Below are 26,010 nucleotides of genomic sequence, written 5' to 3' on the forward strand. Positions count from 1 at the left end.
TTTCCCCGGGAAATGCCTCGATTTGAGATCGGGCCGGGATGTGCTGTAAAGTCGTATCTCGGCCCGATGAGGCATCGGGGCGTATAGCTCAGGCGGTTAGAGCGCTTCGCTGATAACGAAGAGGTCCCAGGTTCAAGTCCTGGTACGCCCACGGAATCTGTACGGATTCAAGTGGAGGTTCGGTTGGTATTTGTTTATCGCCGAACCGGAACGGGGTGCATGTGAAGAAGTTGCTCGTTGTTGCAGCTACGATCGCAGGCGTCCTGCTCTACAAGAAAGTGCAGGAATCCGAGGCCCGGAAAACTGTCTGGAGCAAATCAACCGATACGGTTGCCTAGCCCGGACTCCCCGGATCGGGAGCTGGTAATTAGCTCCTCGGACTAGGGTATGATTGTCGGGTTGCTTCTTATGGGGGCATGGCGCAATTGGTAGCGCACCTGCTTTGCAAGCAGGGGGTTCGGGGTTCGAGTCCCCGTGCCTCCACCATAGGAAAGGCCCCGGATCGCGGAAACGCGGTCCGGGGCCTTTTGCATGCCCGCTCTGACAGCCGGGGAGCCACTCCTCATTCCTTGGGCTTCGCGTAATTGCTCATACCCTGCCAGTCGATGAAGACGTACGGTTCGTCGCCGACAACCCACGCGTCGTGTCCCGGCGGAATGATGCCGAAGTCACCCGGGCCGAACTCGTTCTCCTCGCCGTCGTCCATGAGGACCTTGAGGCGGCCCGAGATGGTGTACCCCTTGTGGGCAACCATGCAGCTCTCTGTCTGGGCGATCGGTTTGACGTGCAACGACCACTTCCAGCCCGGCAGGAACGTCACCCGTGCCACGGCATCGGCGTCCAGATTGACAATCTCCACCTGACCCATGCCGTCCTTGACGGGGCGGGTCTCCTCCGGATGGTCCAGGCTCTTGCGGATGGTTGAAGCCATAATGGTCTCCTTTGTGGATGATTGTGAGACCGGATTTAAGACTGGCACCGCCGCCAGCCACGGTCAAGGATGCACCAGCTTCAGGCTGCAGCTGCAAGCCCCCACTACTGTTGGACCGTGAACTTCTTCCTCGCCGCTCTGGGCGTCCTCGGCGTGGCCTCGTCCGGGCCACTCATTGCCGCCACCCTGGGTGCCACCTCCGTCAGCGCCCTGGCGATCGCCTTCTGGCGCAACGCCATCGGATCAGTCGTTATGGCCGGCCCTGTGTTGGTCCGAAACCCCCGCCAGTTCGGCCGGGTTACCGGCCGCGAATTTCGCTGGTCCCTGGCGGCTGCCGTCGCGCTGGCGCTGCACTTCGCCTGCTTCATCACCTCGCTGCAGTTAACTTCGGTCGCGGCAGCCACCGCCCTCGTCTGCCTGCAGTCCGGCTGGATCGCCGTCTTCCAGCTCTTCCGGGGCGTCAAACACCGGTGGCCGGTCCTGGCGGGCCTGGGCATCGCGTTTGGCGGTGTCGTCGCCATTACCGGGTTCGACATGGGTACCTCGCCGCAGGCGTTGCTGGGCGACCTGCTCGCGGTGGCGGGCGGAGCCCTGGCCGGGGTCTACACGCTGGCCGGCGGCAAGGCGCGGCAGACCATGGGGACGGGCGTTTATACCACCCTGTGCTACGGGATGTGCGCGGCCGTCGTGGCGGTGCTGGCACTGTTCTCGCAGCAGCCGCTGGCAGGTTTTGAGGCCGCCGGCTGGATTGGCATCCTGGCGATCACGGTGTGCGCCCAGCTGATCGGGCACACCGCCTTCAACCACCTGCTCGCCACCATGAGTCCGCTGCTGGTGTCCATGATCATCCTGCTGGAGATTCCGGGGGCCGCGCTGCTCGCCGCTGCGTTCCTGTCCGAGACCCTGCCGGTCGGAACCTACGCAGGCCTGGCGATGATCCTCGTGGGGCTCGCCGTCGTCGTCCTGGGGCAGCGCAGTTCCCGCGCCGGGCGGCGCACTGCTGCCGGACTGGCGGAGCTGGGGACGGATTGACGACGACGGCGGGCGGCGCCGTCAGCGCTGGGGGTTACTGGCCGCCGCGGCGGGCAGGCTGGGCCGTGTTGACCGTGTGGATCGCCCGCAGCAGTTTGGCCGGGAAGTACACCGAGAAGAAGACCACCATGGGAGCCTTGAGCGCCATCTTCTTGACGTTGTGGGCCTTGTAGGTGCGGTCGAATCGCGTCACGTAGTAGCGGTAGTCCCGAGGCGAGTCTTCCAGCCGGCGAGCGGACATGCCGGAGACCATCTGCGGCCAGTACTGGATCCGGAGATCGTGGTCGGCCAGGTGCAGGGACAGATCAATGTCCTCGTGCATCTCGTCCTTCTCATCCCGGCACGTCTCCGTCCGGATGATCTCCCAGGCCGAGCGGCGGAGGGCCATATTGGAGCCGAAGAGAAAGTGGTACTGGTGCTTGGCCAGTTTGAGCATCAGCTGGCGCATCTTGTCGTCAGCCTTCAGGCCGAAGCGCCGCATCGGCATGTCGTAGTAGACCACCGGCCCGGTTGCGGCGTGGACGGATTTTTCCCGGAAGGCCTTCTGTACCTGTTCAACCCAGTCGGGTTCCAGGACGGAATCGGCATCGATCCGGCCCAGGATGTCCCCGGTGGCATGGTCGAGGCCGAAATTGCGGGTGGGGATCAGGCCCTGGTCCCGGTCCTGGCTGAGCAGGATGATGGGGCTCTCCGGGTATTCCAGTTGCATCTGCCGGACGATGTCGGCCGTGCGGTCCTTGGACATGTTGTCGACAACGATGATCTCGTGTGCCGGCACAGACTGGTACACGGCGGCAATGAGGCACTGCCGGATGACGCTTTCCTCGTTGTAGGCCGGGATGACAATGGACACAGCCGGCGTGTGCACAGCATCGTGTAAGGCATCCTCAGAGGATTTTTCGGGTGACATTCCCCCAAATTTAGCACCAACGCGGTTTTTCGAGTCCGGTTCCGGGCAGTGCCCCGGCTACGAACTGGTAAACATCGCGCGCAAAAAAGGGAGGGATCCCGCCACAGTGGCGGAATCCCTCCCTCAACGGCTGCCCGCAGGCGCCCGGCGATCTGTCTTAGCTGCCGGTGGTCTTGTCCGTGCCGTTGTTGCGGCTCGCGGCGATATTCCGGACGGCGGTCTTCGCATCGGTGGCAACCTTGGCGGAAGCGTTCTGGATGTCCTCAACCGCGTCCTCGGCCGCGTGCTTGGCTTTGTCCGCGGGTTCGTCGGCGGACTCGGCAACGTCAGCCGACGCGTCCGCAGCGGTGTCGGCGGCGGCAACCGCGGCGGCGCCGGCCAGGCCGGCAGCTTCCTTGGCGGAATCCTTAACGTCGTTGACGGTGGTGGCCGGAACGGGCGCCGGCGTGACCGGAGCCGGCGTTTTCCAGGGGTCCTCGACCGGCCTGGAAGCCCGCCAGGCGGCAACACCGGCGGCAACTGCCGCGGCGATGATACCGAAAATCAACAGCCCGCGGTGCTTGGGCTTCTGTTTCTTGACCAGCTCACCGCTGACGGCCTTGCTCGCCTTGTTCGCGGCGATCTTGACGTGGCTTCCCGCGGTCTTCGCCTGCTCCTGGACGGAGTGGATGATTCCCGCTTCGCCGAGCCGCTGGGCAACCGCATCCACATGCGCCGGAGCGCTCTGAAGCGTGCGGTGCACGGCGTCGGAGGCGTGGCCGATCTGATCCGAAAGCTTCGGCAGGTACTCCACGACCACGAGGTCGCGCGCGTTTGCGATCACCGGCGTCGCCTTGTCCAGCGCCTCGTGCAGGCGCGGGGTGGCGCTGTCAACGGCGTCGTTGATCTTTGGCGCGAGGTGGGCGAGCCCGTCCTGGAGACGCGGGGTCACCGTCGCCACGCCATCGGCGAGATTGTGGGCCGCCGACTTCAGCCCCTCCTGGATCTTGGGAGAAGCGGTGTCCAGGCCCTGCTGCAGACGCGGAACGGCCCAGTTGACTGCGGCTTCAACCCGCGGGGTTGCCCAGTCCTTGGCGTTCTCTACTCCGGTGCTGACTGAATGCTCCAGCTCACGGGCAATACGGTCCGTTTTCTTCACAACTACCTCCCGATTAATGTGACGGTTCTGCAGTTAGCCTACGTGTCCCAGACCTCACGGGCTATTCTTCAAGCGGATTTTGGGCCGATTTCACCCAGCGCGGAACTGGCGGACTGGCCGGGTGCGGGATGGCCTCTCATGGAAGAATGGGGCCTATGACTGCCATCGCAACTGCAAAAGCAACCATCCACACGAGCATGGGCGACATTGTCGTCAACCTCTTCGGCAACCACGCCCCCAAGACCGTCGAGAACTTCGCCGGACTGGCCACCGGCGAGAAGGCCTGGACCCACCCGGAGTCCGGCGAGGACAAGACCGGGACGCCGCTCTATGACGGCACCATCTTCCACCGCATCATCAAGGACTTCATGATCCAGGCGGGCGATCCCCTGGGCCGTGGCGTGGGCGGACCGGGCTACAAGTTCGACGACGAAATCCACCCGGAGCTGACCTTTAACGAGCCCTACAAGCTGGCCATGGCGAACGCCGGCATCCAGATGGGCCGCGGCACCAATGGCTCGCAGTTCTTCATCACTACCATCCCCACCGGCTGGCTGCAGGGCAAGCACAGCATCTTCGGCGAGGTGGCAGACGAGGACTCCAAGAAGGTTGTCGACGCCATCGAGGGTGTCCGCACCGGAGCGGGCGACCGCCCGGTCGAGGACGTCACCATCAACAGCATTGACGTAGAAAAGCTCTAAGCCCCAGCGCATGAGCTACGGAATTCCGGCGGCAGAGCCGTCCGCGGAGATCCCGGTGTGCCCCCGGCACCCGGATCGGCCCGCCTATGTGCGCTGCCAGCGTTGCGGGCGCCCCGCCTGCCCCGACTGCCAGCGGGCGGCCGCCGTCGGATTCCAATGCGTTGACTGTGTCAACGAAACGAAACGCACCACGCCGGACGTCAAGACCGTCTACGGCGGCGCCGTGACCACGGGCAAGCCGGTGGTCACGCTTTCCCTTATCGGGCTGTGTGCCCTGGTCTTTGTGCTCCAGTGGCTGGTTCCCAACGACGGGATCTACCGGAACCTGGCCTTCGCCACCGTCTTCGCCAGCCCGGAGTCCGGGGCCTTCGAACCTTGGCGGATGGTGACGTCCGCCTTCCTGCATTCGCAGGGTTTCATCCTCCACATTGTGCTCAATATGTACATGCTGTGGGTGTTTGGCCAGGCACTCGAACCGCTCCTGGGACGAATCAGATTCCTGGCGGTGTATTTGCTGTCCGCCTTCGGCGGTTCGGTCGGCTATCTGCTGCTGACACCGGGATACGTCCCGGGCCAGCAACTGAGCGGAGTTGTCGGCGCTTCGGGCGCGATCTTCGGGCTCTTCGGAGCCATGCTGGTGGTCCAACGCCGCCGCGGCGGCGACACCAGGCAACTCTGGGTGCTGATCCTTATTAACGGCGCCATCGGCTTTGTGGTCCCCTCGATCGCCTGGCAGGCGCACCTGGGTGGGGCTGTCACCGGTGCCCTGTGTGCCGCCGTGCTGGCGTACACCCCCCGCGGCCCGCGCCAACCCCTGTTGCAGGCCACTGGCCTGGTGTTGGTCCTCGTCCTGCTGGTCGCCGCCTCTGCCCTCCGGGTCGCCAGCGCCTGACCCCGCGGGGCCTCCCCTGCGCCGCGCCTGACCCCGCGGGGCCTCCCCCTGCGCCGCGTCCGCCGCCTCGCCGTCCTGCCTCGCCGTGCCGCCCTGCCGTCGCGCGCCTGCCGCCCTGCCGCGCATCTCTCTCGCGAACCCCTCGTCCTGGGGTTTCCCACAGCCTGTTCCCTTTTTCCACAGCGCAACCTGCCCGCGCGTGCTTTTTGCAGTCTCCCCAGCAGTCAGCGGGAAGTTCAAAGACGCCCGCGCACCGGTCGAACTGGAAAGTTGTCCACAGGGTTTATCCACACTGTTGGTAACTTACACGCCTGTAGTTCATACGGTCGTCCCGGATCTGACGGCCACACCGGGCGCTTCCTGGCCGGGTCGCCTGGCGATCTCCACAATTGTGGATAACTCCTGTGGGCAGCCCTGTGGTTAAGTGGACAACTTCCGCGGGAATCCGGGCAGGCCCGCTGTCGGGCGCTGGCCCGGTTGAGCAAACGCTGCCGATGCCCACGCCGACCCGGGAAGGGTCCCGGGATCAAATCTGATTTCAACAGGGTTATTCACAATGTTAATAACTTGTGGTTTGCAGTATTCCGGCCAGAATCGGCGCCATCTGGGGCCGAATCCCGCGGAACTTGTCTCAATCCACCCACTTATCCCCAGGTGTGGATAAGTTGTGGGTACTGCAGTGTTGTTAAGTGGATAACTAAGCCGGGCCGGCGGGGGCGCTGAACAGGCGCTGTCGATTCCGCGTCACGGCTCCCTCTTCCGGCAATAAGGAAGGTACTCCGAACTTATCCACAGGGAATCCACACTGTTAATAACTCACAAGCTTGTCATTCTCAGCCGCGCGTTCTCCGGAGAGTCTTCCTGAGCGCCACAACGCGCAGGAAAAGTCCGCCCAGGATCGAAACCCCTGCAAAGTTATCAACAGTGTGGATAACTCCATCCGGAGTTGTGCACAGGAGGAGCCTCAGCGTGGCCAGACTCCGGAGGTGCCCCGGCGATGGCTGTCGAGCAGGTGGGTGTCAATCATGCCGATGGCTTCCATTAGTGCGTACATCGTGGTGGGTCCGACGAACACGAAGCCCCGCTTCCGCAGGGCCTTGGACAGGGCGATCGACTCGGCAGAGGTGGTGGGGATTTCCGCAGGGGATCTCGGCTCGGGTGTGGACTCCGGCTGGAAGGCCCACACGAAGTCAACCAGCCCGCCATCTGGCCGCAGATCACGGGTGGCCTGGGCGTTGGTGATGGCGGCCCGGATCTTCAGCCGGTTCCGGACGATGCCGGCGTCAAGGAGGAGACGGTCAACATCGGCGTCGGTGAACGCGGCCACCGTGTCGGGATGGAAGTCGTGGAAGGCAGCCCGAAATGCCGGCCGTTTCCGGAGAATTGTCGCCCAGGACAGTCCAGCCTGGAAGGCCTCGAGGCTGATGCGCTCGTACAGGCCCTGCTCGTCCCGGACGGGAAGTCCCCACTCGGTGTCGTAGTACTCGCGCAGCATCGGATCCACGGCCGCCCACGGGGGCCGGGCCAGACCGTCGTCGCCGATTACCGGTCCGGTTATTACCGGGGCCATCTGGACTCCTTCGCTCGCGTTGTTCTTCCGCTCCAGCATTATCTGCCCCTCGGAGGACAGATGTTAACGCGAAAGACCGGCACACAGGGTGTACCGGTCTCCGTCACGTGCTGCGGCGTTCAGGAACGCCAACGGGTGGTCATCAGGAAGCCAATGATGGCAATGCCGAAGCCGGCGATGATGTTGCCGGATCCCCAGGCGGCAACGGGAAGTGTGCCCTCGCTGATGTAGAAGGTGATGATCCACAGCAGACCAATGATCATCAGGCCGAACATCACCGGCTTGAACCAGACCGGGTTGGGCTTGTTGGCCTGCGCGGCGGAAGTCTGCGGCGTTTCGTGGGCAGTCCGTTTGCGGCGCTTTGACTCGGGCACGGGTCCTCCTAGGCGGCTGGACCAGGAGCGGGACCCTGGCTTGATATCCTGCAAGAAGGAATACCGCGGCGGTCAGCGCTCTTGGTCACGTTGAAGTTCTTATTCGGAGCCAATTCTAGCCGTAGTTCACACCACGGGGATGTCCGCCGCGAATGTCCGGGATGGCACGATTCACCCTGTTCTCTGATTCAACGATTGGTTCAGCAAGGCACCCATGAGCACAACCAAGATTCTCGTCGTCGACAACTACGACAGCTTTGTGTACACCCTGGTGGGATACCTCCAGGAACTCGGCGCGGAGACCACGGTGGTCCGCAACGACGACGTCACCCTGGCCGAGGCCACCGACCTGGCGGCGGCACGCGACGGCGTCCTCATCTCCCCGGGCCCGGGGAATCCCGCGGGCGCCGGCGTCTGCATCGAGTTGATCAAGTGGTGCGGCAGCCACAACAAACCCATGCTGGGGGTCTGCCTGGGACACCAGGCGCTGGCCGAGGCCTACGGGGGAACCGTCACGCACGCGCCCGAGCTGATGCACGGCAAAACGTCCCTCGTGGAGCATCACGGCACCAGCGTGTTCGCCGGGCTGCCTTCGCCTTTCACCGCGACCCGCTACCACTCCCTCGCCGCTGTCCGTGAGAGCATCCCGGAGGTCCTGGAGATCACCGCGGAGACGGGAACCGGAGTGGTCATGGGGCTCCAGCACCGCAGTGCCCCCCTTTGCGGAGTGCAGTTCCATCCGGAGTCCGTGCTCACCGAAGGCGGCTACCAGATGCTCGGGAACTGGCTGGAGTCCCTTGGTATGGCCGGCGCGGCCCAGCGTGCAGCGTCGCTAAGCCCGCTCATCAAGCACTAGCCCACCCCGTAACGCTCAGTCGCCCTTGTCGCCCTTGGTGGGGGTGGGGGTCGGCGTGGGCGTTGGTGTGGGTGTGGGGCTTGGTGGCGGGGGCGGAGCCTTGGCCACGGTGACCGTCACCGTTTTGCCCTGTTCCACCAGCGCCTCCGCAGGGTCGGATTGTCCGGTGACCTTACCCGGTTCGACCTGGGAGTTTTCGACTTCCGTGGCGGTCATGCCCAGGCCCAGTGCCTTCAGAGCGGCTTCAGCCTCGGCTTGGGGTAGCCCGACGAGCTGGGGAACCACCACCTTGCCGGTGGAGACGATGATTTCCACGATACTGCCCGTGGGCACGTTCTGGCCCGGCGCCGGGTTGGTGGTGATCACGATGCCCGCCGGGACCGTGGGACTGTTGGCCATGGTGGTGCCCGGCGCTCCGGCGAGACCCTTCTGGCGCAGCATGTCGCGTGCGGCGGCCTCCGTGCGTCCCGGCAGGTCGGCTGGGATGGTGATGACGCTGGGGCCTTCAGAGATGTTGAGCGTAATGTCGGAATTCGGATCCAGCGAGCTCCCCGTTGCCGGGACGGTACCAATCGCGATGCCCTTGGCGACGGTTTCGTGCTGCATCCGGCTGAGCTGGGGTTTCAGTCCTACGTTGTAGAGCTTCTGGAGGGCCTCGGTCTCGGTTAGTGACGTCACCGACGGCACCAGGACTTTAGCGATTGGGGGCGGCGGCTGGTTCATCATGTTGTAGAGCCACAGGCCCCCTCCTGCCAGCACCAGGACGGTGACGAGCATCAGGGCGGTGATCCACGTCCGACGCCGGGACTTCTGACGCGGAGTGTGCTCGCGTTCGGGCGGCAGGACCAGCGGCAGGCTTCCGGTATCAGCGGCGCCGTAGAGGACACCGTGGGCCATCAGGGCGTTCTCATCGTCAGCCGGGGTTTCCAGCACGGGCCGGAGCCGGCCGGTGGGGGTCTCATCGAGGAACTTCGCGCCGGTCACGGAGAAGGCCGCCGTCGGGGTGCCGTCCGGGGCCGGGACCGTGTTATTGGGATCGGTGGGAGCTTCACTCGCGGCCGGGGCGGTGACGCCGATTCCGCTCCGCGCAGCCCGCAGGGCTCGGCGGAACGCGGCGGCATCCTGGAAGCGGTCCGCTCGGTTTTTTTGTAGCGCCTTCATGAGCACGCTGTCCAGTGCTTCGGAGACGTCAGGATTCAGGCTGCTGGCCAGTTCGGGGATCTCACGCACGTGCTGGTAGGCCACGGAAACGGGGCTGTCCCCGATGAAGGGCGGCCGGCCGGCCAGCATCTCGTACAGCAGGCAGCCGGCGGAGTAGAGGTCGCTGCGGGCATCGACGGTTTCACCGCGGGCCTGCTCGGGTGACAGATACTGGGCAGTGCCCACCACGGCCTGGGTTTGGGTCATGGTTGCTCCCGAGTCCGCCATGGCGCGGGCAATCCCGAAGTCCATCACCTTGACGCTGTTGGAGTCCGGGCAGAACATCACGTTGGCGGGTTTGATGTCGCGGTGAACAATACCGGCCTTGTGGCTGTAATCCAGGGCCGCGAGCACTCCAAGGGTGAAGTCGATCGCCTGGTCGATGCTGACTTCCTTGGCCCGGATCAGGTCCCGGATCGTCTTGCCGGAGACAAACTCCATCACGATGTACGGCACCCGGACGGTGTCCTCGTGGTCCCCGGGGACGGCATGGTCCCCGGTGTCGTAGATCGCGACAATCGAGGGATGGTTCAGGGCGGCGACGGCCTGCGCTTCGCGTTTGAACCTGGCCTGGAACTGGGGGTCCCGGGCCAGGTCCGGACGGAGCAGCTTTACCGCCACGGTGCGTCCCAGCCGGGTGTCGAGGCCGCGGAAGACGTCGGCCATGCCGCCGCGGCCGATCAGCTCACCCAGCTCATAGCGCCCGCTGAGGACGCGCTGCGTGTTCACGGGGCGGCGGTCCTCCCGGTGCGATGGGGTGCGGGGTGAAGTGGGCATGGTGGGCTACGTTCCCGTTGGGCTGGGGGTTGATTCCACGACCGCGGCCTTGGCCAGGTGATAGGTCACGAGCGAACCGGCGGGAACCTTGCTGCCAGAAGCGGGCTCGGAGCGGACGAAGGTCCCGGGGTCCTCGTCCTTGTTCGTCGGATTGACATCGACACCCTTGGCCCACCGCAGTCCCGCATTTAGGATGGCCTGCTGGACGGTGGCTTCGCTCGCGCCGGACTCCAGCGTCGGGACGGTCACGGTTTGGGGGGCTTCGGGGCCCTTGGAGTAGGTCACGGTGATGGTTTCGCCCCGTTCAACCGGGCCGGAGGGATTGATATTGGTGACGGTTCCAGGAGGGGCGGCGTTGAAGACCTCGGCACCGTCGACTTTGAGTCCCAGGCCGATCAGTGCGGTTCGCACGTCGTTGTACTGCTCGCCCAAGTACTCTTCCGGAATCAGGTTGATCGCAGCCGGTGTCGACTGGGTGGGCGTGGCGGAGCTGCTGGTGGGACTGGGGCTCGTGGACGTGGGCGAGGCGCTGGTGGTGGTCGGTGACGCGCTGGTAGTGGTCGCACTGCTGCTGCTCGCCGGAGTCTGCGGGAACAGGATCCCGGCCTGGGTCAGCATGACGCCCACCAGTGCGAACAGCACGAGCAGGATCAGGGCAATCAGCGGCCAGGTCCAGGGGCTGCGGCCGCGGCGTTCCGGATCATTGACCGGCTCGTCGTAGTCATCGTCCTCCTCCTGGACCCAATTGCGTTCCGCGGCAAGGGCATCGGCACGCGACAGCGTGTTCCGTGCTCCGTACGCGCTGGCGGCGGCGGCTCCGGCAGCCGTCCCTGCCGCGGCGCCCGCACCGGCGGCGCCGACCACCGGCAACGCCGAGGTGGCCGACGTCGTACGGTCCGCAGCGCCGAGGACACCGGTTGCTGCCGTGGGCATGTCCACCGGTGCCGTGATTGGTCCGGTTGCTGCCTCGAAGAGCAGCATGCCCGGGACCGCGGCGTGTGCCGCCGCGATGTCGCCGTTGCGGATGGCCTCGGCAGCCTCGGACAGCTTGAGGGCGTCGGCCGGGCGGTTCTTGGGGTCCTTGGCCAGCATGGACATCAGCAGGGCGCGTACCGGCTTCGGCAGGGTTTCCGGCAGCGGCGGCGGAGCGTCGTTGACCTGGGCCAGCGCGATCGCGATCTGGGATTCCCCGGAGAACGGACGATGCCCGGTAAGGCACTCGTAGCCGATCACGCCGAGGGCGTAGATATCCGAGGCGCCGGTGGCCAGCTGCCCGGTTGCCTGCTCGGGCGCGAGGTACTGGGCAGTGCCCATCACCTGGCCGGTCTGGGTGAGGGGGACCTGGTCGGCCAGGCGGGCGATGCCGAAGTCCGTGACCTTGACGCGCCCGTCCGGGGTGATCAGCAGGTTGCCCGGCTTGACGTCGCGGTGGACCAGGCCCTGGGCATGGGCTACCGAGAGGGCGCGGGCGGTCTGCGCGATCATGGACAGGGTGCGGTCCGGGGAGAGCACCTGTTCATGTTCGATGATGCTGCTCAGCGGCTGGCCCGGGACCAGCTCCATGACGAGGTAGGCGGAGCCCTCTTCCTCGCCGTAGTCAAAAACGTTGGCGATGCCCACGTGGTTCAGGAGCGCCGTGTGGCGGGCCTCGGCGCGGAACCGCTGGAGGAAGCCGGGGTCGCCCGTGTACTCCTCCTTGAGCACCTTGATGGCGACGATGCGGCCAAGGATCAGGTCTTTGGCCTTCCAGACCTCTCCCATGCCGCCGATCGCAATACGCGTGGTCAGCTGGAACCTGCCGCCGAGGGTGATTCCTGATGAAGGCCTCACTTATTCAACACCGCCTCAAAAATCTTCTTCGCGTTCGGACTGGTTAGCTTTGCGCCGGTGGTGATGTCTACGCCTTCCATGACGATAGTGACTGCCACCTGCGGGTCATTCGCCGGGGCAAACCCGGTAAACCATGAGTTGTTCAGGCCGTCGCCGAGTTCGGCGGTACCGGTCTTGCCAGCCACCCTCACGCCGGGCACTGCCGCTCCGCGGCCGATGCCCTCGCTGACAACGCTGACCATCCACTCGTTGATCTGCCGGGCAATCTCCGGTGTGGTGGAGGTCAGCAGGGCCTGAGGTTTCGGCTCGCTGATCGGCCGCAGGTCCGGGGAACGTACGGCCTTGATCAGGTTCGGCTGCATCTGCACCCCGCCGTTGGCGATTGCGGCCGTCATCTGGTTGATCTGGAGCGGCGTGGCCCGAACGTCCCGCTGGCCAATCGACGACTGTGCCAGGCTGGCGTCGTCCAGCTCTTCGGTCGGAAAGAAACTCGTGGCGGAGTCCAGCTTCAACTGGTCGCCGAAGTCCTTGCCGAAGCCGAACTTCCCCGCCTGGTCCGCGATGGCCGCCTGCCCCAGATCCAGGGCAATGCTGGCGAACGGGGTGTTGCACGACTGCTGCAGGGCGAAGGCGAACGTCGCCGTGTCGCGGGTGTAGCAGTTGCCGCCGGCATAGTTGGGCAGCGTGTACTGGATGCCGGGGAAGGACATCTCCGCCGGGTTGGGCAGGACGCTGTCCTTGTTGTACTTTCCTGAGCTGAGGGCCGCAGCCGTGTCGATGATCTTGAAGACCGAGCCCGGGGCCAGCAATTCCCCGGTCGGGCCGCTGACGTTCTGGTTCAGGTTGATCCCGGGCACCTTGTTGAGTTCGGCGAAGTTGGCGGCCTCGGCCACGGGATCCTGGGTGGCGATCAGGTTGGGATCGTAGGAGGGCTTGGACACCATGGCCAGGATCGCGCCGGTCTTCGGATTGGTCACCACGATCGATCCGCGCTGGCCATCCGGAATGAGGTCGAAGGCGAGCTTCTGGATCTCCGGATCCAGTGTGAGCTCCACTGAGGCACCCTTGGGCTGGTTGCCCAGAAACAGCTGGCCAACCCGGTCCAGGAACTGCTGGTCCGAGCTGCCCGCGAGCTCTTCGTTCATCGTCTTCTCGAGCCCGGTCACGCCGAAGCTCCTGGAGAAATAGCCGGTGATCCCGGCGTATGGTTCCGGCTGGTTGTAGGTGCGCTGGAACTTGCAGCTCTCCGCGGCAGGCACCGACTCTGCCACGGGGGCACCGCCGACGATGAGCGCGCCGCGGTCGTTGCAGTAATTCTGCAGGAGGGTGCGCTTGTTCCACGCATTGGCCTCCAGCTCGTCCGCCCCGACCACTTGCACGTAGCTGAGGGCACCGAAGATCAGGACGAACATCGCGATCGCGGCGATCCAGGCATTACGAATGGCTTGGTTCACAGCTTCACCACCTCGGTGGGGGCGTCCGGACTGTTCCGTCCGGTGCCGGGAACGGCGGCCGGCTTCGAAGGCATGGCAGGCATTACTTTCTGTGGGTCGGGTTCCTCGCCGGGAGCCAGCGGTGTTGTGTCCACCGGGCCGCGTGCCGTGTGCGAGATCATCAGCAACAGTCCGACGATGATCCAGTTGGCCAGCAATGAGGAGCCGCCCGCGGCCAGGAACGGGGTGGTGAGGCCGGTGAGGGGAATGAGCCGGGTGACGCCGCCGATCACGACAAAGCACTGCAACGCGATGGCGAAGGAGAGCCCGGTGGCCAACAGTTTCCCGAACGCATCCCGGGTGCCGAGTGCCGCCCGGAACCCCCGGGTGAAGAGCAGCAGATACATCAGGACGATCGCGAAGAGGCCAATCAACCCCAATTCCTCGCCGAAGGAGGCAATGATCATGTCGCTGTTGGCGAAAGGAACGAGATTGGGGCGTCCCTGGCCGAGGCCGGTGCCGACCAGGCCGCCGTTGGCCATGCCGAACAGTCCCTCGACGATCTGCAGGCTGCCGCCGAACGCCCGTCCGTAGACTTCGTCGGTGAAGGCGTTGATCCAGCCGTCAATCCGCAGCGCGACGTGGGAGAAGACACGGGAGGCGACGAACCCGCCCGCGGCGATGAGCCCGACACCGATGATGACCCAGCTGATGCGGCTCGTGGCGACGTAGATCATCACCAGGAACAGGCCGAAGAACAGAATCGACGAGCCCAGGTCCCGCTGGAAGATCAACACGCCGATGCTCACAAGCCACGCGGCAATCATGGGGCCCATGTCCTTGAACCGCGGGAACTGGATGGGGCCGACTTTCCGGCCGGCCAGCAGGATCAAATCGCGGTTCGAGGAAAGATACCCGGCAAAGAATATAGCGAGGGTGATCTTGGCGATTTCGCCGGGCTGGAAGGTCATCGAGCCGACCTTAATCCAGACCCGCGCGCCCAGGATTTCACCGGCCGTGATGCCGGGGACCAGCGGAAGGATCAGGAGGAACGCACTGGCAGCCAGGGAGATGTAGGTGAAACGGCGCAGGATCCGGTGGTCCTTGAGGAACCAAATGACGGCGATCGAAACGGCCATGGCCACCAGGGTCCAGCGCAGCTGGTTGTTGCCGGTGTCCTCCCCAACCCGGTCCAGCCGGTGGATCATGGCGAGGCCGAGGCCGTTCAGCGCCACCACCAGCGGAAGAATTACCGGATCGGCATATTTCGCCCGAATCCGCAGGACGATGTGGAAAGCGAGGGCGGCGACGGCGAGCAGGCTCGACTGGAACCAGAAATCGGTGTCGAACGCCTTCTGCTGGTCCACCCCGACCAGGGCGTTGGCCCCGATGCCGACGGCGAGTGCCAGCACCAGCAGGACCAGTTCAACGTTCCGCCGTGGTCTCGGCGTGGGGTCGATAGGTGTCATTGGTCCCCCTCGCAGATGGGAGCCGTCGCCGTCGGCGAGGGTGCCGCAGTCCCGGCCGCGCCGGGACTCGCCGTCGCGCTGGGATCGGCTGTCGCGCTGGGATCGGCTGTCGCGCCGGGGGTGGCTGGGGTGGGGGACGGGGTGATGCATTCGTCCGCAGGAGCGGTGGTGCCGGTACGCTCAAGGTTCTTGACGATGCGCTGGGCATCATAGAGGTCCCGGGCCGGCACGGTCTGGCGCACCCGCTGCTGGGAAAATTCGGGGAGATCTGACATCCGGATTTCGGTCACCGCTTCGAGGGTGGAGAGCTGGATGGGTCCCAGGCGCTGGGAGACCCCGTTGTAGATGGCCACGTGCTGGTCGTGCTCGCCGATGTAGTACCTCGTCTGGGTCCAGGCGTAGCCGAGCCACAGACCCACCGTGAGCAGTGCCACGATGGCCGCGGCGATGGAGACCGTCACCCAGCGGCGGGGCCGGCCGGCCGGCCGGTACTCGTCGGCTTCGTCCCTCGTCTGCTCCGACTTGTGCGTCAGGACCGTCGCAGCCCGGCGGGCCATGGTGCGCCCCGCGATGGTGGGGATGGAACCGGACTCCGCGGCGGCCGCGGCCGCGCCCACGAGTTCGTGGGGGCGCCCGGCAAGTTCCTCGCGGAGCACCTCGGCGGACAGATGCTCACCCAGGTGCGGATCGGTGGAGGTGGACGGTTCGCCGTTTTCGGGGGCACCACCGGCCGGCTTGTCGCCCGGTGTACCGGCGTCCACAGGGGATGCCGCGGCCCCCGGCGGGATGGGGGCCGTTGCTGCGGCGCCGGCCAGCGGGACGATTTCGACGGCGGCCGTCCGGACGTCGTCGGTGGTCTGTTCGGCGATCTCGAGCATCACCACGGTGACGTTGTCCGGGGCGCCGGCGTCCAGGGTGAGATCGACCAGCAGTTCGACGCATTCACGCAGATCCTTGGTCTCCCGGACAGTGCGTTCCACGACGTGCCCGGCCACGTAGTTCAGGCCGTCGGAACAGAGCAGCCAGCGCTCACCCGGCTCGACGTCAAGCGTGTCCAGGTCAAGTTCAGGGCTGGCGTCGACATCGCCAAGGACGCGCATCAGGACGTTCTTGTGCGGATGGGACTCCGCTTCGTCGGGGCGGAGCCGGCCTTCGTCAATGAGGCGCTGGACGAACGTGTGGTCCACGCTGACCTGCTCGAATTCGCCGTTCCGGAGCCGGTACGCGCGGGAGTCGCCAATGTGTGCGAAGTGCAGCTTGCCCTCGGCCAGCAGGAGGGCAGTGACAGTGGTCCCCATGCCGGCCAGCTTGGGATTCATGTGGACGAGTTCGGAGAGCAGCGAGTTGGCGGTCTGGATCTCGTCGGCCAGGACGGTGCCGGCGTCGCCGTCGTAGTCGTCGCTGTCGAGGTGGATCATGTCCAGCACCGTGGCGGCAGAGGCGACGTCGCCGCCTGCGTGTCCCCCCATGCCGTCGGCAACGACGGCGAGGTGGCGGCCAACGTAGGCGGAGTCGTCGTTCTTCGCGCGCACCCGGCCGACGTCGGAACGCGCGGCGTAGCGCATGATGAGTGGCCGCTTGGAGGCAGTTGTTTCGCCTTCGGCCCTGTCTTCGGGGTGATCCGGGGCAGCCACGGCTACGGCCTCAATTCAATGACCGTCTTGCCGATTCTCACGGGGACACCCAGCTCTACGGGCAGTGCCCTGGTCAGCTGCTGGTCGGCCAGGTAGGTGCCGTTGGTCGAGCCAAGATCCTCGATGAACCAGCGGCTGCCTTGCGGGAACAGCCGGGCGTGGCGGCCCGAGGCATAGTCATCCTCCAGCACAAGGGTGGCTTCCTGCGCGCGGCCGAGCAGGATGGGGCTCGCCGCCAGGGGGATCGTGGTGCCCTTGAGTGGTCCTTCGGTCACGACCAGCTGGCGTGGCTGCTGCTTGACGGGGGCCGCCGGTTCGGCCAGGGCCGGGTTCTTGCGGACCTGCCTCGCCGTGGGGGCGCCCGCTGCTGCCTTGCGGCCGATCATGAGGTCGCGCCGCATGGCGGCAACAATACTGAAGATCAGTACCCACAGGAGCAGGAGGAAACCGAAGCGCAGGGCGGTGATGGTCAGTTCGCTCACTGGCGGCCGCCTGGGCTGGCGGGCAAGAGTCGGAAGATGATTTTGGTCCGTCCCATTGTGATCGTGGAGCCGTCGTTGAGTTCCGAGGAGCCCACGATCTTGTGGCCGTTGACGTAGCTGCCATTCGTGGATCCCAGGTCGACGGCCTGGGCGTTGCCCTGCCCCGTGCGGATTTCCAGATGGCGGCGGGAAACGCCGGTGTCGTCAATAAGGATGTCTGCTTCGGAGGAGCGCCCCAGCACAATCGACGGCGCGTTCAAGGAGTAGCGCTGCCCGTCAATGTCCAGCACAGGCTGCATCCGGGAGGGCTGGCGCGTCGGCGCGGCAGGCATTCCGGCGTGCGCCGGAGGCTGTGCGGAGGGGGAGGAGGACTTCTCGGTCCGGGACTTGATTTCGAAGTCTCCGGCGCGGCGGTCCCCGTCACGGCGGAAACTGATCCGGACGGGACCCTGCAGGGTGTAGCCCTGGCTGCGCACGTGGTTGATGACGACGTCGCACAGTTCTTCGGCGAGCGGGGTTCCCCATTCCTGGGCCCGCTGGAAGTCATCGTCACTGAGGAGGACGTCAAAAACGTTGGGGGCGAGGGTCCGCCCGGCGGCGATGGTGATGGCCTTGTTGTCAACCTCGCGGCGGAGGTGGCTGGCGATCTCGACAGGCTCAACCTGGGCGCGAGAACCGGTGGAGAAGACTCCGCGGACGGCCTTTTCGATGCCGCGCTCGACTTTGTCCAGCAATCCCATGGTCCTTCTCCTTTCGTGACGGCTGCAGGGCAGCATTCGTTCCGGAACTCGGTTTCCCACATCTGCGGGAGCCCGCTGTTAACGGGCACTCCTACATCAGATACTACTGGGCGAGTCTGGGAATGGCCTTAATGCGCGTCGCCGCTCCGCGCCGGGAAATTGCGCCGGACCGGCTCTGACGTGCACTGACATCGGCCCGATCCGCCCGGCGGGGACGGGTTCCTGGCGGCACTGCGAGCCCCGGGCCCGGGTGGTGCCGGGCCCCGGATTTCGGGCGCAAAACGTCCTGCACCATCCCTCGCCGAGGGCCGATTGGTGTTTTCCCGCTGTTGTCCGTTATGCTTGATCTCGCTGCTTTTACGAGGTTCACGGCCTGATTTTGGACCAGGAACTACGTGGAAGAAGTTGCGCGCGAGTGGCGGAACGGCAGACGCGCTGGCTTCAGGTGCCAGTGTCCGAAAGGGCGTGGGGGTTCAAATCCCCCCTCGCGCACGCAAAGAAAGAAACCCCGGTCTTCGGACCGGGGTTTCTTTCGTTTAACCCCGCGGAACTGACGCATGGGGTTCAGCCCGAAACCAGGGTTATAGGACAAAACGTGTGTAAATCTCTGGCGTGTCACGGTCGTCCGGCCCAGCCCTTGCGGGCCCAGAGGCCTTCTTCGGCGGTGGCTGCGTTGCCGTATTCCTCGGGTCCGTGGGGTTGCTCTGCGGCGGTCTGAGCCGACCCGCGTGTGGGTGTGTGGTGCTCTGGGCGGATGAGCCGTTGGGGTGGTTCGGGGGTTTCGCTGTGCAGGTAGAGATACCACTCGATGGCCCGCGTCCGGTGTTCTTCGCTCATCCCGCGGTGGGTCCGCAGGATCAGGCGCAGCTGGGCGTTGGTGCCGCCTTCGATCCGGTTGGTCGTCGCGGCGATATCGAGGCCGGTGAACTCGCTGCGGAGGTAGGTGAACAGCGTCCCTGCCTGGCTGAGCCGTTCCAGGAGGCGGTAGGCCTTCCGGAGCCGGTCATGGGTGAACCACCAGGTTTGGTTCGCCCGAACCCACGCCGGAGCCGGCGCGGCAGTGGTGCGGTAGGTCCGGGCCCTCACCAGCTGGCCGTGGTCCTGGTACCAGCCGTTGAGGTGGCCAAGCCATGCAGCGGCCTGCGCCGGGGTGCTGACCCGGGTCAGGGCCCGGCCAAGGCGCAGGAGGGCTTTGCCGGCCTCGGTCCTGGGCCTGCTGGTCAGATAGGTGCGCACGTTGCGCTGGACGTGGACCAGGCAGCGCTGCACGGCGGCGTCGGACCAGCAATCAGAGAGCGCAGCAGCGATCCCGGACCCGCCGTCGGTGATCACGACCCGGGGTGCCGGGAACCGTTGAAGCAGGGCAGCCCAGGCGGCTTTCTTCTCGGTGTCGCACCACTGCCAGCCGATCACATGCTCTCCGGCGACTGCGATCAGGCAGCACCACGACCCGACATAGATCCCGTCGATCTGGACCTGGTCATGGATCTCACCCGTCGCCGGGATCCCGGGGGCGATATTCCAGCATCACGCCGTCCGGCGCCGGAACGACCGGGCCGTGCCGAACGAGTCGGCCCCTGCTTGGCTGCCGGTACCGAGCAACCAGCCCAGAAACGCATCAAGCTCCGCCCGCCGGCTCACATCGGGGCGTTGACCCGAACGGCTCGCCCCGCAATCCAGGCACCGGTACCGCTGCTTACCCGCAGCTGTTTTCCCGTTCCGGACCACAAATCAAACATTCCAGAGATATACAAGCACCCCAGCCACCCTAAGCTTTCAAAGCTTAGCTACCCCTGATTTACCCCGCCGCCACTGGGAAGCAAGCACAATCCATACACACGTTTTGTCCTATAACCCCGAAACCAAGACGGCCCAGCGCCGCGGCGCCGATCTAACCGAGAGTTAACTTCGCGGAAACGACAAGGCGCGAATACCTGAAACAACCGTTCCCTAGGGTCAGTGCCAGACGACCCCGCGGGGGTCGTGTTTATGCGACCGGCTCCCGATTTGGAGAAGTAGAATGACGGCTTTTGGTTCGGAAATGCGCCCGACGCGTCGCATGCTGCTGGCGGGGATGTCCTCCGTCGCACTTGTGGCCCTCACCGGCTGCGGCGGCGGGACCAGCGCTGCGACGTCGACGACCAGTGGTGCGGCGGGGGATCTCGGGACATTGGAGGTCCAGTTGTCCTGGTTGAAGAACGCGGAGTTTGCCGGTGAATATTTTGCCGACAGCAAGGGCTATTACAAAGATGCGGGCTTCACAGCGGTCAATCTGATTGCGGGCGGCCCGGGCGGCGCTTCGGCGGAGACCATGGTCCTTTCCGGCAGGGCCCTGGTGGGCACCTCGTCGCCAGTGGGAGTAGCCCCGGTGGTGCTCAACGAGGGTGCGCCGTTGAAGATCATCGGCTCCACGTACCAAAAAAACCCGTTCACCATCGTGTCCCTCGCGGAAAATCCGGTCACCGCCCCCGGTGACCTGGTCGGCAAGAAGATCGGAGTGCAGGCCGGCGTCAACGAGACTCTCTTCGATGCCCTCCTGGAGGTCAACAAGATTGATCCGTCCAAGGTCACGAAGGTGCCGGTGCAGTACGACCCGCAGCCGCTGCTGAACGGCGACGTCGAAGGGTTCTTCGCCTATCTCACCAACGAGGTCCTGACCCTCGAGCTGGGCGGGCACAAGACCGCGGTGCTGCCGTTCGCGGACAACGGCCTGCCCTTCGTCGCCGAAAGCTTCGTCGCCACGGAGGATTCCATCAAGAGCAAGCGGACAGAGCTGAAAGCGTTCCTGGCGGCAACCATCAAGGGATGGAAGGACGCGCTGGCGGACCCGGCGGAATCGGCCAGGCTTGCCGTGGAGGTTTATGGCAAGGAGCTCGGCCTCACCCTGGACAAGGAAAAGGCCCAGGCGGAGGCGCAGAACAGCAAGCTCATCGAGACTCCCGATACGGACAGCAACGGGCTTTTCTCCATCTCCCAGGAGCTGATGGAGAAGAACATCGAAATCCTCAAGCTGGCCGGCTACGACACGACGGCGGAGCAGATCTTCGACCTGAGCCTCCTCGACGAGGTTTTCGCCGAGAACCCGACCCTGAAGTAGCCACGCCCGGAAGTACGTTTGACGAATGTAAGTAGGATGAATGACTGACGTGAGCACGGCTGCCGTCTCCCACGGCATGCTCTCCGGTACCGGTATATCGCTCAGCCGGCTGGGTAAGAGTTTCCGCATGGGCCGCCGGAGCGTCGTGGCCCTGGAAGACGCCAACCTGAGCACATCGCAGGGAACGTTCCTGTCCCTGCTGGGGCCCTCAGGATGCGGCAAGTCCACCATCCTGAGGATCCTGGCCGGTCTGGAAACCCCCACGACCGGCCAGGTCACCGTGGACGGCCACACCCCGGCTGAGCTGCGCAGCCGGCATGAACTGGGTATCGCCTTCCAGGATCCGGCCCTCCTGCCATGGCGAAGCGTGGTCTCCAACATCCGTCTGCCCTTCGAAGTGGCCGGTCTGCCCGTTGACCATGCCATGGTGGACGAGCTGGTCGGGCTGATCGGCCTGAGGGGGTTTGAAAAGGCCAAGCCGGCGCAGCTCTCCGGAGGTATGCGGCAGCGGGTCTCCATCGCCCGGGCGCTGGCACTCAAGCCGTCGGTGCTCCTGCTGGACGAACCGTTCGGCGCCCTGGATGACATGACGCGTCAGCGCCTCAATCTTGAACTGCTGCGCATCTGGACGGAGAAGCCGGCCACCACGCTTATGGTCACCCATGGAATCGCGGAGGCAATGTTCCTCTCCGACGTCGTCGCCGTCATGAGTGCACGGCCCGGCCGGATCAAGGAAATCATCACTGTTGACCTCCCCAGGCCAAGGACACCGGAGATGATGCGGACGCCAGAATTCCACGCCCTGTGCGACCGGGCTTCCGAGCTGCTGTTCGGCGACGTCGGTGCGCACCCAGGGGAGGGACCGTCCCGTGACGACGACTGACACGAAGACAGCGGCCGTTTCCCGGCCGCTACCGCCGTGGGCGGCGGCAGGAATCGGGGTGGCGGCCACCTTTGCGCTCTGGTGGCTGGCCGCGGCCACCATGCTTTCAGGGGTGGGAGCCGCAGCCGATGGAACGGGCGGCGCCGTTCCCACACCGGGCAAGGTCTTTAGCCAACTGGCCGGCGACGGCGTCGGCTTCTATTGGCCCAACCTTGCGGTCACGGTCGTGGAGGCGTCCACCGGCTATTTCTGGGGCAATATTGCAGCGCTCCTGCTGGCCGGCAGCGTGCTCGTGTTGCCTGCCCTGGAGCGGCTCGTCACCCAGCTGGCCGTCATCAGCTACTGCCTGCCGATCGTGGCGATCGGACCGCTGGCCTTCATTGTGATCGGATCCCCCGCGCGCGGCCAGGCCTCGGGAACAGCTGTCCTCCTGGCCGGCATCTCCGTTTTCTTCACCACAGTGGTGGGCGCCCTGTCCGCGCTGAAAAGTGCGGACCAGGCGAGCCTGGACCTCGTTGCCGTCTACGGCGGCGGCAGGTTCAAGCAGCTGGTCAAAGTGCAGCTCATTTCGGCGCTGCCGGGGATCCTCACCGCGCTCAAGATCGCTGTTCCCGCGGCCGTGCTGGGGGCAGTCCTTGGCGAATACGTGGGAGGAGTGGACCGCGGGATCGGCCCGGCGCTGGTCAACGCGCAACAGAACCTCGAAATTGCCCGGGCCTGGGGGGTCGCCCTGGTCGCCGGACTCCTGGCTGGCGCCGGATACGGAGTTTTTGCCGTGATCTCACGGTTCGTCATTCCGTGGTCCGCCGGCCGCCAGGGGGCCTCCCGATGACGCCGCGAAACCACGGTCCCGCTGTCCTTAGGAGCCTCGGCCGTGCGGTCGTGGGGCTGCTGGTGTCTCTCGCCGTCGTGCTGCTGCTGTGGGTGGCGCTGCTGAGGCTCTTCAACATCTCGCCGTTCGTGGGCAAAGGCCCCCTGGATGTCTTCAACTTCCTCTTCACCGTGCCGGCATCCGGCGGGAACCGGCAGGCTGTCCTGCAGAACCTCGGCCAGACCATGATCGACGCCTTCCTCGGCTTCGCCGCCGGGATAACGGGGGCCGTGGTGATCGCGGCCGTCTTCGTCCTCTTCCGCGGTGTGGAGAACGCGCTGATGCCGATCGCGATGCTGCTGCGCTCCGTGCCGCTGGTCGCGTTGGCGCCGATCATTATTCTCATCTTCGGGCGGCAGGAACCGGCCGTGGCCGCCATCGGGGGCATCGTGGTGCTGTTTCCCGCCCTGGTGACGATCGTCTTCGGACTCCGCTCGGCGTCGCCGGCCATGCTGGAGGTCATCGATGTCTACGGCGGCTCCCGGTGGACGGCGCTCCTGAAGGTTGCCTTGCCGTCATCCCTTCCGTCCTTCTTTACCGCAGTCAAAGTCTCCATCCCGGGAGCGGTGACCGGGGCCTTGCTGGCCGAATGGCTGGCCACAGGTAAAGGTGTTGGTTACGCGATCATCTCAGCCGTCTCCCGCGCCAGGAACAACGAGGTGTGGGCGCTGGTGGTGGTGATCACGCTCGTGTCGATCATTCTGTACACGCTTGTCGCCCTGCTGGAGGACGCCATGCTGAGGAGATCCGGGCAGGCACCGTCGACGTCGGCATAACTGGCCGGGCGCGCCGGTGGTCGGGGGCCGGACCCAGCAACGCGGGGTCACTCCCCGCCCATCCCGGAGGGAATTATGGGCCGGAAGTGACCCCGCGTTGCTTTCTGGGGGTCAGCCGCGGAGCGCCCCGAAGCGCGCGATCATCGCCTCCAGGCCCAGGTTGAAGGCGACGTCGGCGGGCTTCTCGTAGCCTTCCAGGTCCTGTTGCTTGACTGCAGCGGTGAAGTTCGGCGTCGAGTCCGCCATACTGCCGGAGTCAAAGATGTCCGCCGGCGCGGTGACGTCATAGGCGGAGCCGAAGATGAAGGACTCCATAGCCACGATTGCGGAAACGATCTGCCCCTGGGGGAAATCCGCGCGGCTGAATCCGGCGCTGACGGCCTCGTACATGGCCAGCGTCTTGGGGGCATCGGTCACCGGGAGCACGGCGATCACCGGGATGAGCGGCGTGTGCTTGGAGAAGACGTCGCGGTAGCTCCAGGCCCAACTGCGCACGGCCTGGTCCCACGGTTCGGATTCGAAGGCGGACACGTCAACGAACGACGTCAGATGGTCCTGGACCAGGACCAGGACATCGCGCTTGGACGAAACATGGTTGTACAGGGCCGACGGCGCCACATTCAGCGTGCGTGCCAGGGCAGCCATGGTGAACCCGTCGTAGCCGCTCTTCCCGATAAGCTGCAGCGCCGCCGCGGTGATGCCGTCCTGGTCGAGGACGGCGGCAGCGGGCCTGCCCACCCGGCGGCGCGGGTTCGCGTCGTGGCGGTGTGGATCTGCAGGGGCGCTGGTTGATGCCGGCATTGCTGGCCTTTCTGGGGGTCGGTTTCCTGGGTGCTCCCATTGTGTCCCCAACTTTACGGCCACATCGCCAGTGAAATTTCTTGTGCGGGAGGTCTTCCCTGATGTCTGCGAAGGGGCTATAGTCAAGCTAAATGAATGGCATTCATTTAGTGGTCCGCATCACTTCAGCGGCCACAGAGAGGACATCATGCTGGAACTTGACCGCGACGTCGTCATCGTCGGAGCTGGCCCCGCCGGGCTGACCGCCGCCCGGGAACTGAAGAAGGCCGGCCTCAGTGTGGCCGTCCTGGAGGCGCGCGACCGCGTCGGCGGCCGCACCTGGACCGACACGATTGACGGCGCCATGCTGGAAATCGGCGGCCAGTGGGTCTCCCCGGACCAGACCGAACTGCTGGCACTCCTCGACGAGCTCGGCCTGCAGACCTATTCCCGCTACCGCGACGGCAAATCTGTCTACATCGGCTCCGACGGCAAACGCACCCTGTACTCGGGCGATACCTTCCCGGTCAGCGAAACCACCGCCGCCGAAATGGACAAACTCACCGCCCTGCTGGATTCCCTTGCCGCCGACATCGGCCCCACCGAGCCGTGGGCGCACCCCAAGGCCAGCGAGCTGGACACCATCTCCTTCCACCACTGGCTGCGGCAGAACTCCTCGGATGAGGAAGCCTGCAACAACATCGGGCTCTTCATTGCCGGCGGCATGCTCACCAAGCCGGCCCATGCGTTCTCCGCGCTGCAGGCCGTGCTGATGGCTGCCTCCGCCGGATCCTTCAGCCACCTCACCGATGAGGACTTCATCCTGGACAAGCGCGTCGTCGGCGGAATGCAGCAGCTCTCCGAGCTGATCGCCGCGCAACTGGGTGACGACGTCGTGCTGGACAGTCCGGTGCGCACCATTAACTGGGCGGCGTCCTCCGCAGGAGGAACTCAGGAAAGCACTGCCGGCCAGTGCGTGACCGCTGTTTCGGAGCGTGCCACCGTGAACGCGCGCTTCGTCATCATGGCCGTGCCGCCGAACCTCTACTCCAGGGTCTCCTTCAACCCGCCGCTGCCGCGCCGCCAGCACCAGATGCACCAGCACCAGTCACTCGGCCTGGTCATCAAGGTGCACGCTGTCTACAGCACGCCGTTCTGGCGCGAGGACGGCCTCTCCGGAACCTGCTTCGGCGCCGGCGCCCTGGTCCAGGAGGTTTACGACAACACCAACCACGAAGACACCCGCGGCACCCTGGTCGGTTTTGTCTCGGATGAGAAGGCGGATGCAATGTTCGAGCTCAGCGCCGGGGAACGCCGCCGCGCCATCCTCGAATCGATGGCCGGATTCCTGGGTGACAAGGCCCTCGAGCCGGAGGTCTACTACGAGTCGGACTGGGGCTCCGAGGAGTGGACCCGCGGCGCCTATGCCTCCAGCTACGACCTTGGCGGACTGCACCGCTACGGAAAGGACCAGCACGCCCCGGTCGGCCCGATCTACTGGTCCTCCTCGGACCTCGCTGCCGAGGGCTACCAGCACGTCGACGGCGCGGTCCGGATGGGACGCCAGACGGCGGTCCGGATCGTCGCAGCGGCAGACCGAACCCCCGTGGCCTCCCATTAGCCCGGCGCTCCCA

At 65.4% G+C, this 26,010-nt stretch carries 25 protein-coding genes and 3 tRNA genes; 13 read left to right on the forward strand and 15 right to left on the reverse strand.

From position 1 onward, the window contains the following. Nucleotides 1–77 precede the first annotated feature (77 nt). The 3 genes from ABIB29_RS07465 to ABIB29_RS07475 all read left to right on the forward strand — a co-directional run bounded on the left by ABIB29_RS07465 (nucleotide 78) and on the right by ABIB29_RS07475 (nucleotide 486). Nucleotides 78–151: transfer RNA gene (locus ABIB29_RS07465), tRNA-Ile, on the forward strand. A gap of 70 nt (nucleotides 152–221) precedes the next feature. Then, nucleotides 222–338 (forward strand): DLW-39 family protein, encoded by a 117-nt coding sequence (locus ABIB29_RS07470; RefSeq protein ID WP_354171467.1) that lies wholly within the window; start codon nucleotides 222–224, stop codon nucleotides 336–338. Between the two features lie 72 nt (nucleotides 339–410). After that, nucleotides 411–486 (forward strand) — tRNA-Ala (locus tag ABIB29_RS07475). Nucleotides 487–562: 76 nt separating this feature from the next. On the opposite strand, the gene ABIB29_RS07480 is transcribed toward ABIB29_RS07475, so the two are convergent. Continuing rightward, on the reverse strand, nucleotides 563–931 hold the full coding sequence (locus tag ABIB29_RS07480; RefSeq protein WP_354171469.1) for a cupin domain-containing protein: 369 nt from the start codon (nucleotides 929–931) through the stop codon (nucleotides 563–565). Nucleotides 932–1,048: 117 nt separating this feature from the next. Between ABIB29_RS07480 and ABIB29_RS07485 the strand changes: the two genes are divergently transcribed. Continuing rightward, nucleotides 1,049–1,963: a DMT family transporter gene (locus ABIB29_RS07485; RefSeq protein ID WP_354171471.1), complete on the forward strand. Its 915-nt coding sequence runs from the start codon at nucleotides 1,049–1,051 to the stop codon at nucleotides 1,961–1,963. 34 nt (nucleotides 1,964–1,997) lie between these two features. Here ABIB29_RS07485 and ABIB29_RS07490 read toward each other — a convergent pair whose 3' ends face one another. Together ABIB29_RS07490 and ABIB29_RS07495 are read right to left on the reverse strand one after the other, a co-directional pair. Beyond that, entirely contained in the window at nucleotides 1,998–2,873 is an 876-nt protein-coding gene (locus tag ABIB29_RS07490; protein WP_354171473.1) for a glycosyltransferase family 2 protein, read from the reverse strand. Nucleotides 2,874–3,030: 157 nt separating this feature from the next. Continuing rightward, complete coding sequence (locus ABIB29_RS07495) at nucleotides 3,031–4,011, reverse strand: hypothetical protein (protein ID WP_354171474.1); 981 nt, start codon at nucleotides 4,009–4,011, stop codon at nucleotides 3,031–3,033. A gap of 155 nt (nucleotides 4,012–4,166) precedes the next feature. Here ABIB29_RS07495 and ABIB29_RS07500 point away from each other — a divergent pair, with 155 nt between their 5' ends. Then, nucleotides 4,167–4,712: a peptidylprolyl isomerase gene (locus tag ABIB29_RS07500; protein WP_354171476.1), complete on the forward strand. Its 546-nt coding sequence runs from the start codon at nucleotides 4,167–4,169 to the stop codon at nucleotides 4,710–4,712. Nucleotides 4,713–4,722: 10 nt separating this feature from the next. Continuing rightward, nucleotides 4,723–5,604, forward strand: a complete 882-nt coding sequence (locus ABIB29_RS07505; RefSeq protein WP_354171478.1) for a rhomboid family intramembrane serine protease — start codon at nucleotides 4,723–4,725, stop codon at nucleotides 5,602–5,604. Between the two features lie 964 nt (nucleotides 5,605–6,568). Here ABIB29_RS07505 and ABIB29_RS07510 read toward each other — a convergent pair. Next, on the reverse strand, nucleotides 6,569–7,174 hold the full coding sequence (locus tag ABIB29_RS07510) for a DNA-3-methyladenine glycosylase I (protein WP_354171479.1): 606 nt from the start codon (nucleotides 7,172–7,174) through the stop codon (nucleotides 6,569–6,571). 119 nt (nucleotides 7,175–7,293) lie between these two features. Next, nucleotides 7,294–7,548, reverse strand: coding sequence for a cell division protein CrgA (locus ABIB29_RS07515; RefSeq protein ID WP_354171480.1), 255 nt, complete (start codon nucleotides 7,546–7,548; stop codon nucleotides 7,294–7,296). A 214-nt stretch (nucleotides 7,549–7,762) separates the two neighbouring features. Here ABIB29_RS07515 and ABIB29_RS07520 point away from each other — a divergent pair, with 214 nt between their 5' ends. Next, on the forward strand, nucleotides 7,763–8,404 hold the full coding sequence (locus tag ABIB29_RS07520; RefSeq protein ID WP_354171482.1) for an aminodeoxychorismate/anthranilate synthase component II: 642 nt from the start codon (nucleotides 7,763–7,765) through the stop codon (nucleotides 8,402–8,404). Between the two features lie 15 nt (nucleotides 8,405–8,419). Here the strand turns inward: ABIB29_RS07520 and pknB are convergent, their stop codons facing one another. The 7 genes from pknB to ABIB29_RS07555 are packed head-to-tail and all read right to left on the reverse strand — an operon-like array spanning nucleotide 8,420 to nucleotide 17,969. Beyond that, nucleotides 8,420–10,381, reverse strand: coding sequence for a Stk1 family PASTA domain-containing Ser/Thr kinase (pknB, locus tag ABIB29_RS07525; protein ID WP_354171484.1), 1,962 nt, complete (start codon nucleotides 10,379–10,381; stop codon nucleotides 8,420–8,422). Nucleotides 10,382–10,387: 6 nt separating this feature from the next. Continuing rightward, entirely contained in the window at nucleotides 10,388–12,211 is a 1,824-nt protein-coding gene (locus ABIB29_RS07530) for a protein kinase domain-containing protein (protein WP_354171486.1), read from the reverse strand. Beyond that, nucleotides 12,208–13,665, reverse strand: a complete 1,458-nt coding sequence (locus tag ABIB29_RS07535) for a peptidoglycan D,D-transpeptidase FtsI family protein (protein ID WP_354171487.1) — start codon at nucleotides 13,663–13,665, stop codon at nucleotides 12,208–12,210. Before ABIB29_RS07535 ends, ABIB29_RS07530 begins: the two co-directional genes overlap by 4 nt. Beyond that, nucleotides 13,662–15,113 carry an FtsW/RodA/SpoVE family cell cycle protein gene (locus ABIB29_RS07540; protein WP_354171489.1) on the reverse strand — a complete coding sequence of 484 codons (1,452 nt, stop codon included), beginning with the start codon at nucleotides 15,111–15,113 and terminating at the stop codon, nucleotides 13,662–13,664. Before ABIB29_RS07540 ends, ABIB29_RS07535 begins: the two co-directional genes overlap by 4 nt. After that, the gene (locus ABIB29_RS07545; protein ID WP_354171491.1) at nucleotides 15,110–16,747 is read right to left on the reverse strand and encodes a protein phosphatase 2C domain-containing protein; all 1,638 of its coding nucleotides are present in this window, start codon (nucleotides 16,745–16,747) and stop codon (nucleotides 15,110–15,112) included. The genes ABIB29_RS07540 and ABIB29_RS07545 overlap by 4 nt, the downstream gene beginning before the upstream one ends. A 2-nt stretch (nucleotides 16,748–16,749) precedes the next feature. Then, nucleotides 16,750–17,229, reverse strand: a complete 480-nt coding sequence (locus tag ABIB29_RS07550) for an FHA domain-containing protein FhaB/FipA (RefSeq protein ID WP_024368146.1) — start codon at nucleotides 17,227–17,229, stop codon at nucleotides 16,750–16,752. After that, nucleotides 17,226–17,969 (reverse strand): FHA domain-containing protein, encoded by a 744-nt coding sequence (locus ABIB29_RS07555; protein WP_354171493.1) that lies wholly within the window; start codon nucleotides 17,967–17,969, stop codon nucleotides 17,226–17,228. Before ABIB29_RS07555 ends, ABIB29_RS07550 begins: the two co-directional genes overlap by 4 nt. Before the next feature lie 409 nt (nucleotides 17,970–18,378). Between ABIB29_RS07555 and ABIB29_RS07560 the strand changes: the two genes are divergently transcribed. Continuing rightward, a tRNA-Leu gene (locus tag ABIB29_RS07560) sits at nucleotides 18,379–18,461 on the forward strand. A gap of 123 nt (nucleotides 18,462–18,584) precedes the next feature. Here ABIB29_RS07560 and ABIB29_RS07565 read toward each other — a convergent pair. Continuing rightward, nucleotides 18,585–19,487 carry an IS1249 family transposase gene (locus ABIB29_RS07565; RefSeq protein WP_354171592.1) on the reverse strand — a complete coding sequence of 301 codons (903 nt, stop codon included), beginning with the start codon at nucleotides 19,485–19,487 and terminating at the stop codon, nucleotides 18,585–18,587. 9 nt (nucleotides 19,488–19,496) lie between these two features. Next, nucleotides 19,497–19,697 carry an IS1/IS1595 family N-terminal zinc-binding domain-containing protein gene (locus tag ABIB29_RS07570; RefSeq protein WP_354171495.1) on the reverse strand — a complete coding sequence of 67 codons (201 nt, stop codon included), beginning with the start codon at nucleotides 19,695–19,697 and terminating at the stop codon, nucleotides 19,497–19,499. 292 nt (nucleotides 19,698–19,989) lie between these two features. On the opposite strand from ABIB29_RS07570, the gene ABIB29_RS07575 reads away from it, so the two are divergent. Genes ABIB29_RS07575 through ABIB29_RS07590 form a run of 4 tightly spaced genes read left to right on the forward strand, consistent with a single transcriptional unit; the run spans nucleotide 19,990 to nucleotide 23,596 of the window. Beyond that, nucleotides 19,990–21,066: an ABC transporter substrate-binding protein gene (locus ABIB29_RS07575; protein WP_354171496.1), complete on the forward strand. Its 1,077-nt coding sequence runs from the start codon at nucleotides 19,990–19,992 to the stop codon at nucleotides 21,064–21,066. Nucleotides 21,067–21,106: 40 nt separating this feature from the next. Then, on the forward strand, nucleotides 21,107–21,949 hold the full coding sequence (locus tag ABIB29_RS07580; RefSeq protein ID WP_354171498.1) for an ABC transporter ATP-binding protein: 843 nt from the start codon (nucleotides 21,107–21,109) through the stop codon (nucleotides 21,947–21,949). Next, nucleotides 21,936–22,781: an ABC transporter permease gene (locus ABIB29_RS07585; RefSeq protein WP_354171499.1), complete on the forward strand. Its 846-nt coding sequence runs from the start codon at nucleotides 21,936–21,938 to the stop codon at nucleotides 22,779–22,781. Before ABIB29_RS07580 ends, ABIB29_RS07585 begins: the two co-directional genes overlap by 14 nt. Continuing rightward, complete coding sequence (locus ABIB29_RS07590) at nucleotides 22,778–23,596, forward strand: ABC transporter permease (protein WP_354171501.1); 819 nt, start codon at nucleotides 22,778–22,780, stop codon at nucleotides 23,594–23,596. Before ABIB29_RS07585 ends, ABIB29_RS07590 begins: the two co-directional genes overlap by 4 nt. A gap of 111 nt (nucleotides 23,597–23,707) precedes the next feature. Here ABIB29_RS07590 and ABIB29_RS07595 read toward each other — a convergent pair whose 3' ends face one another. Then, complete coding sequence (locus ABIB29_RS07595) at nucleotides 23,708–24,397, reverse strand: TetR/AcrR family transcriptional regulator (protein ID WP_354171503.1); 690 nt, start codon at nucleotides 24,395–24,397, stop codon at nucleotides 23,708–23,710. A gap of 187 nt (nucleotides 24,398–24,584) precedes the next feature. Here ABIB29_RS07595 and ABIB29_RS07600 point away from each other — a divergent pair, with 187 nt between their 5' ends. Then, complete coding sequence (locus ABIB29_RS07600) at nucleotides 24,585–25,997, forward strand: flavin monoamine oxidase family protein (RefSeq protein ID WP_354171505.1); 1,413 nt, start codon at nucleotides 24,585–24,587, stop codon at nucleotides 25,995–25,997. Nucleotides 25,998–26,010: the final 13 nt, after the last annotated feature.

This window comes from Arthrobacter sp. UYEF36 (genome assembly GCF_040547025.1).
Lineage (GTDB): Bacteria > Actinomycetota > Actinomycetes > Actinomycetales > Micrococcaceae > Arthrobacter.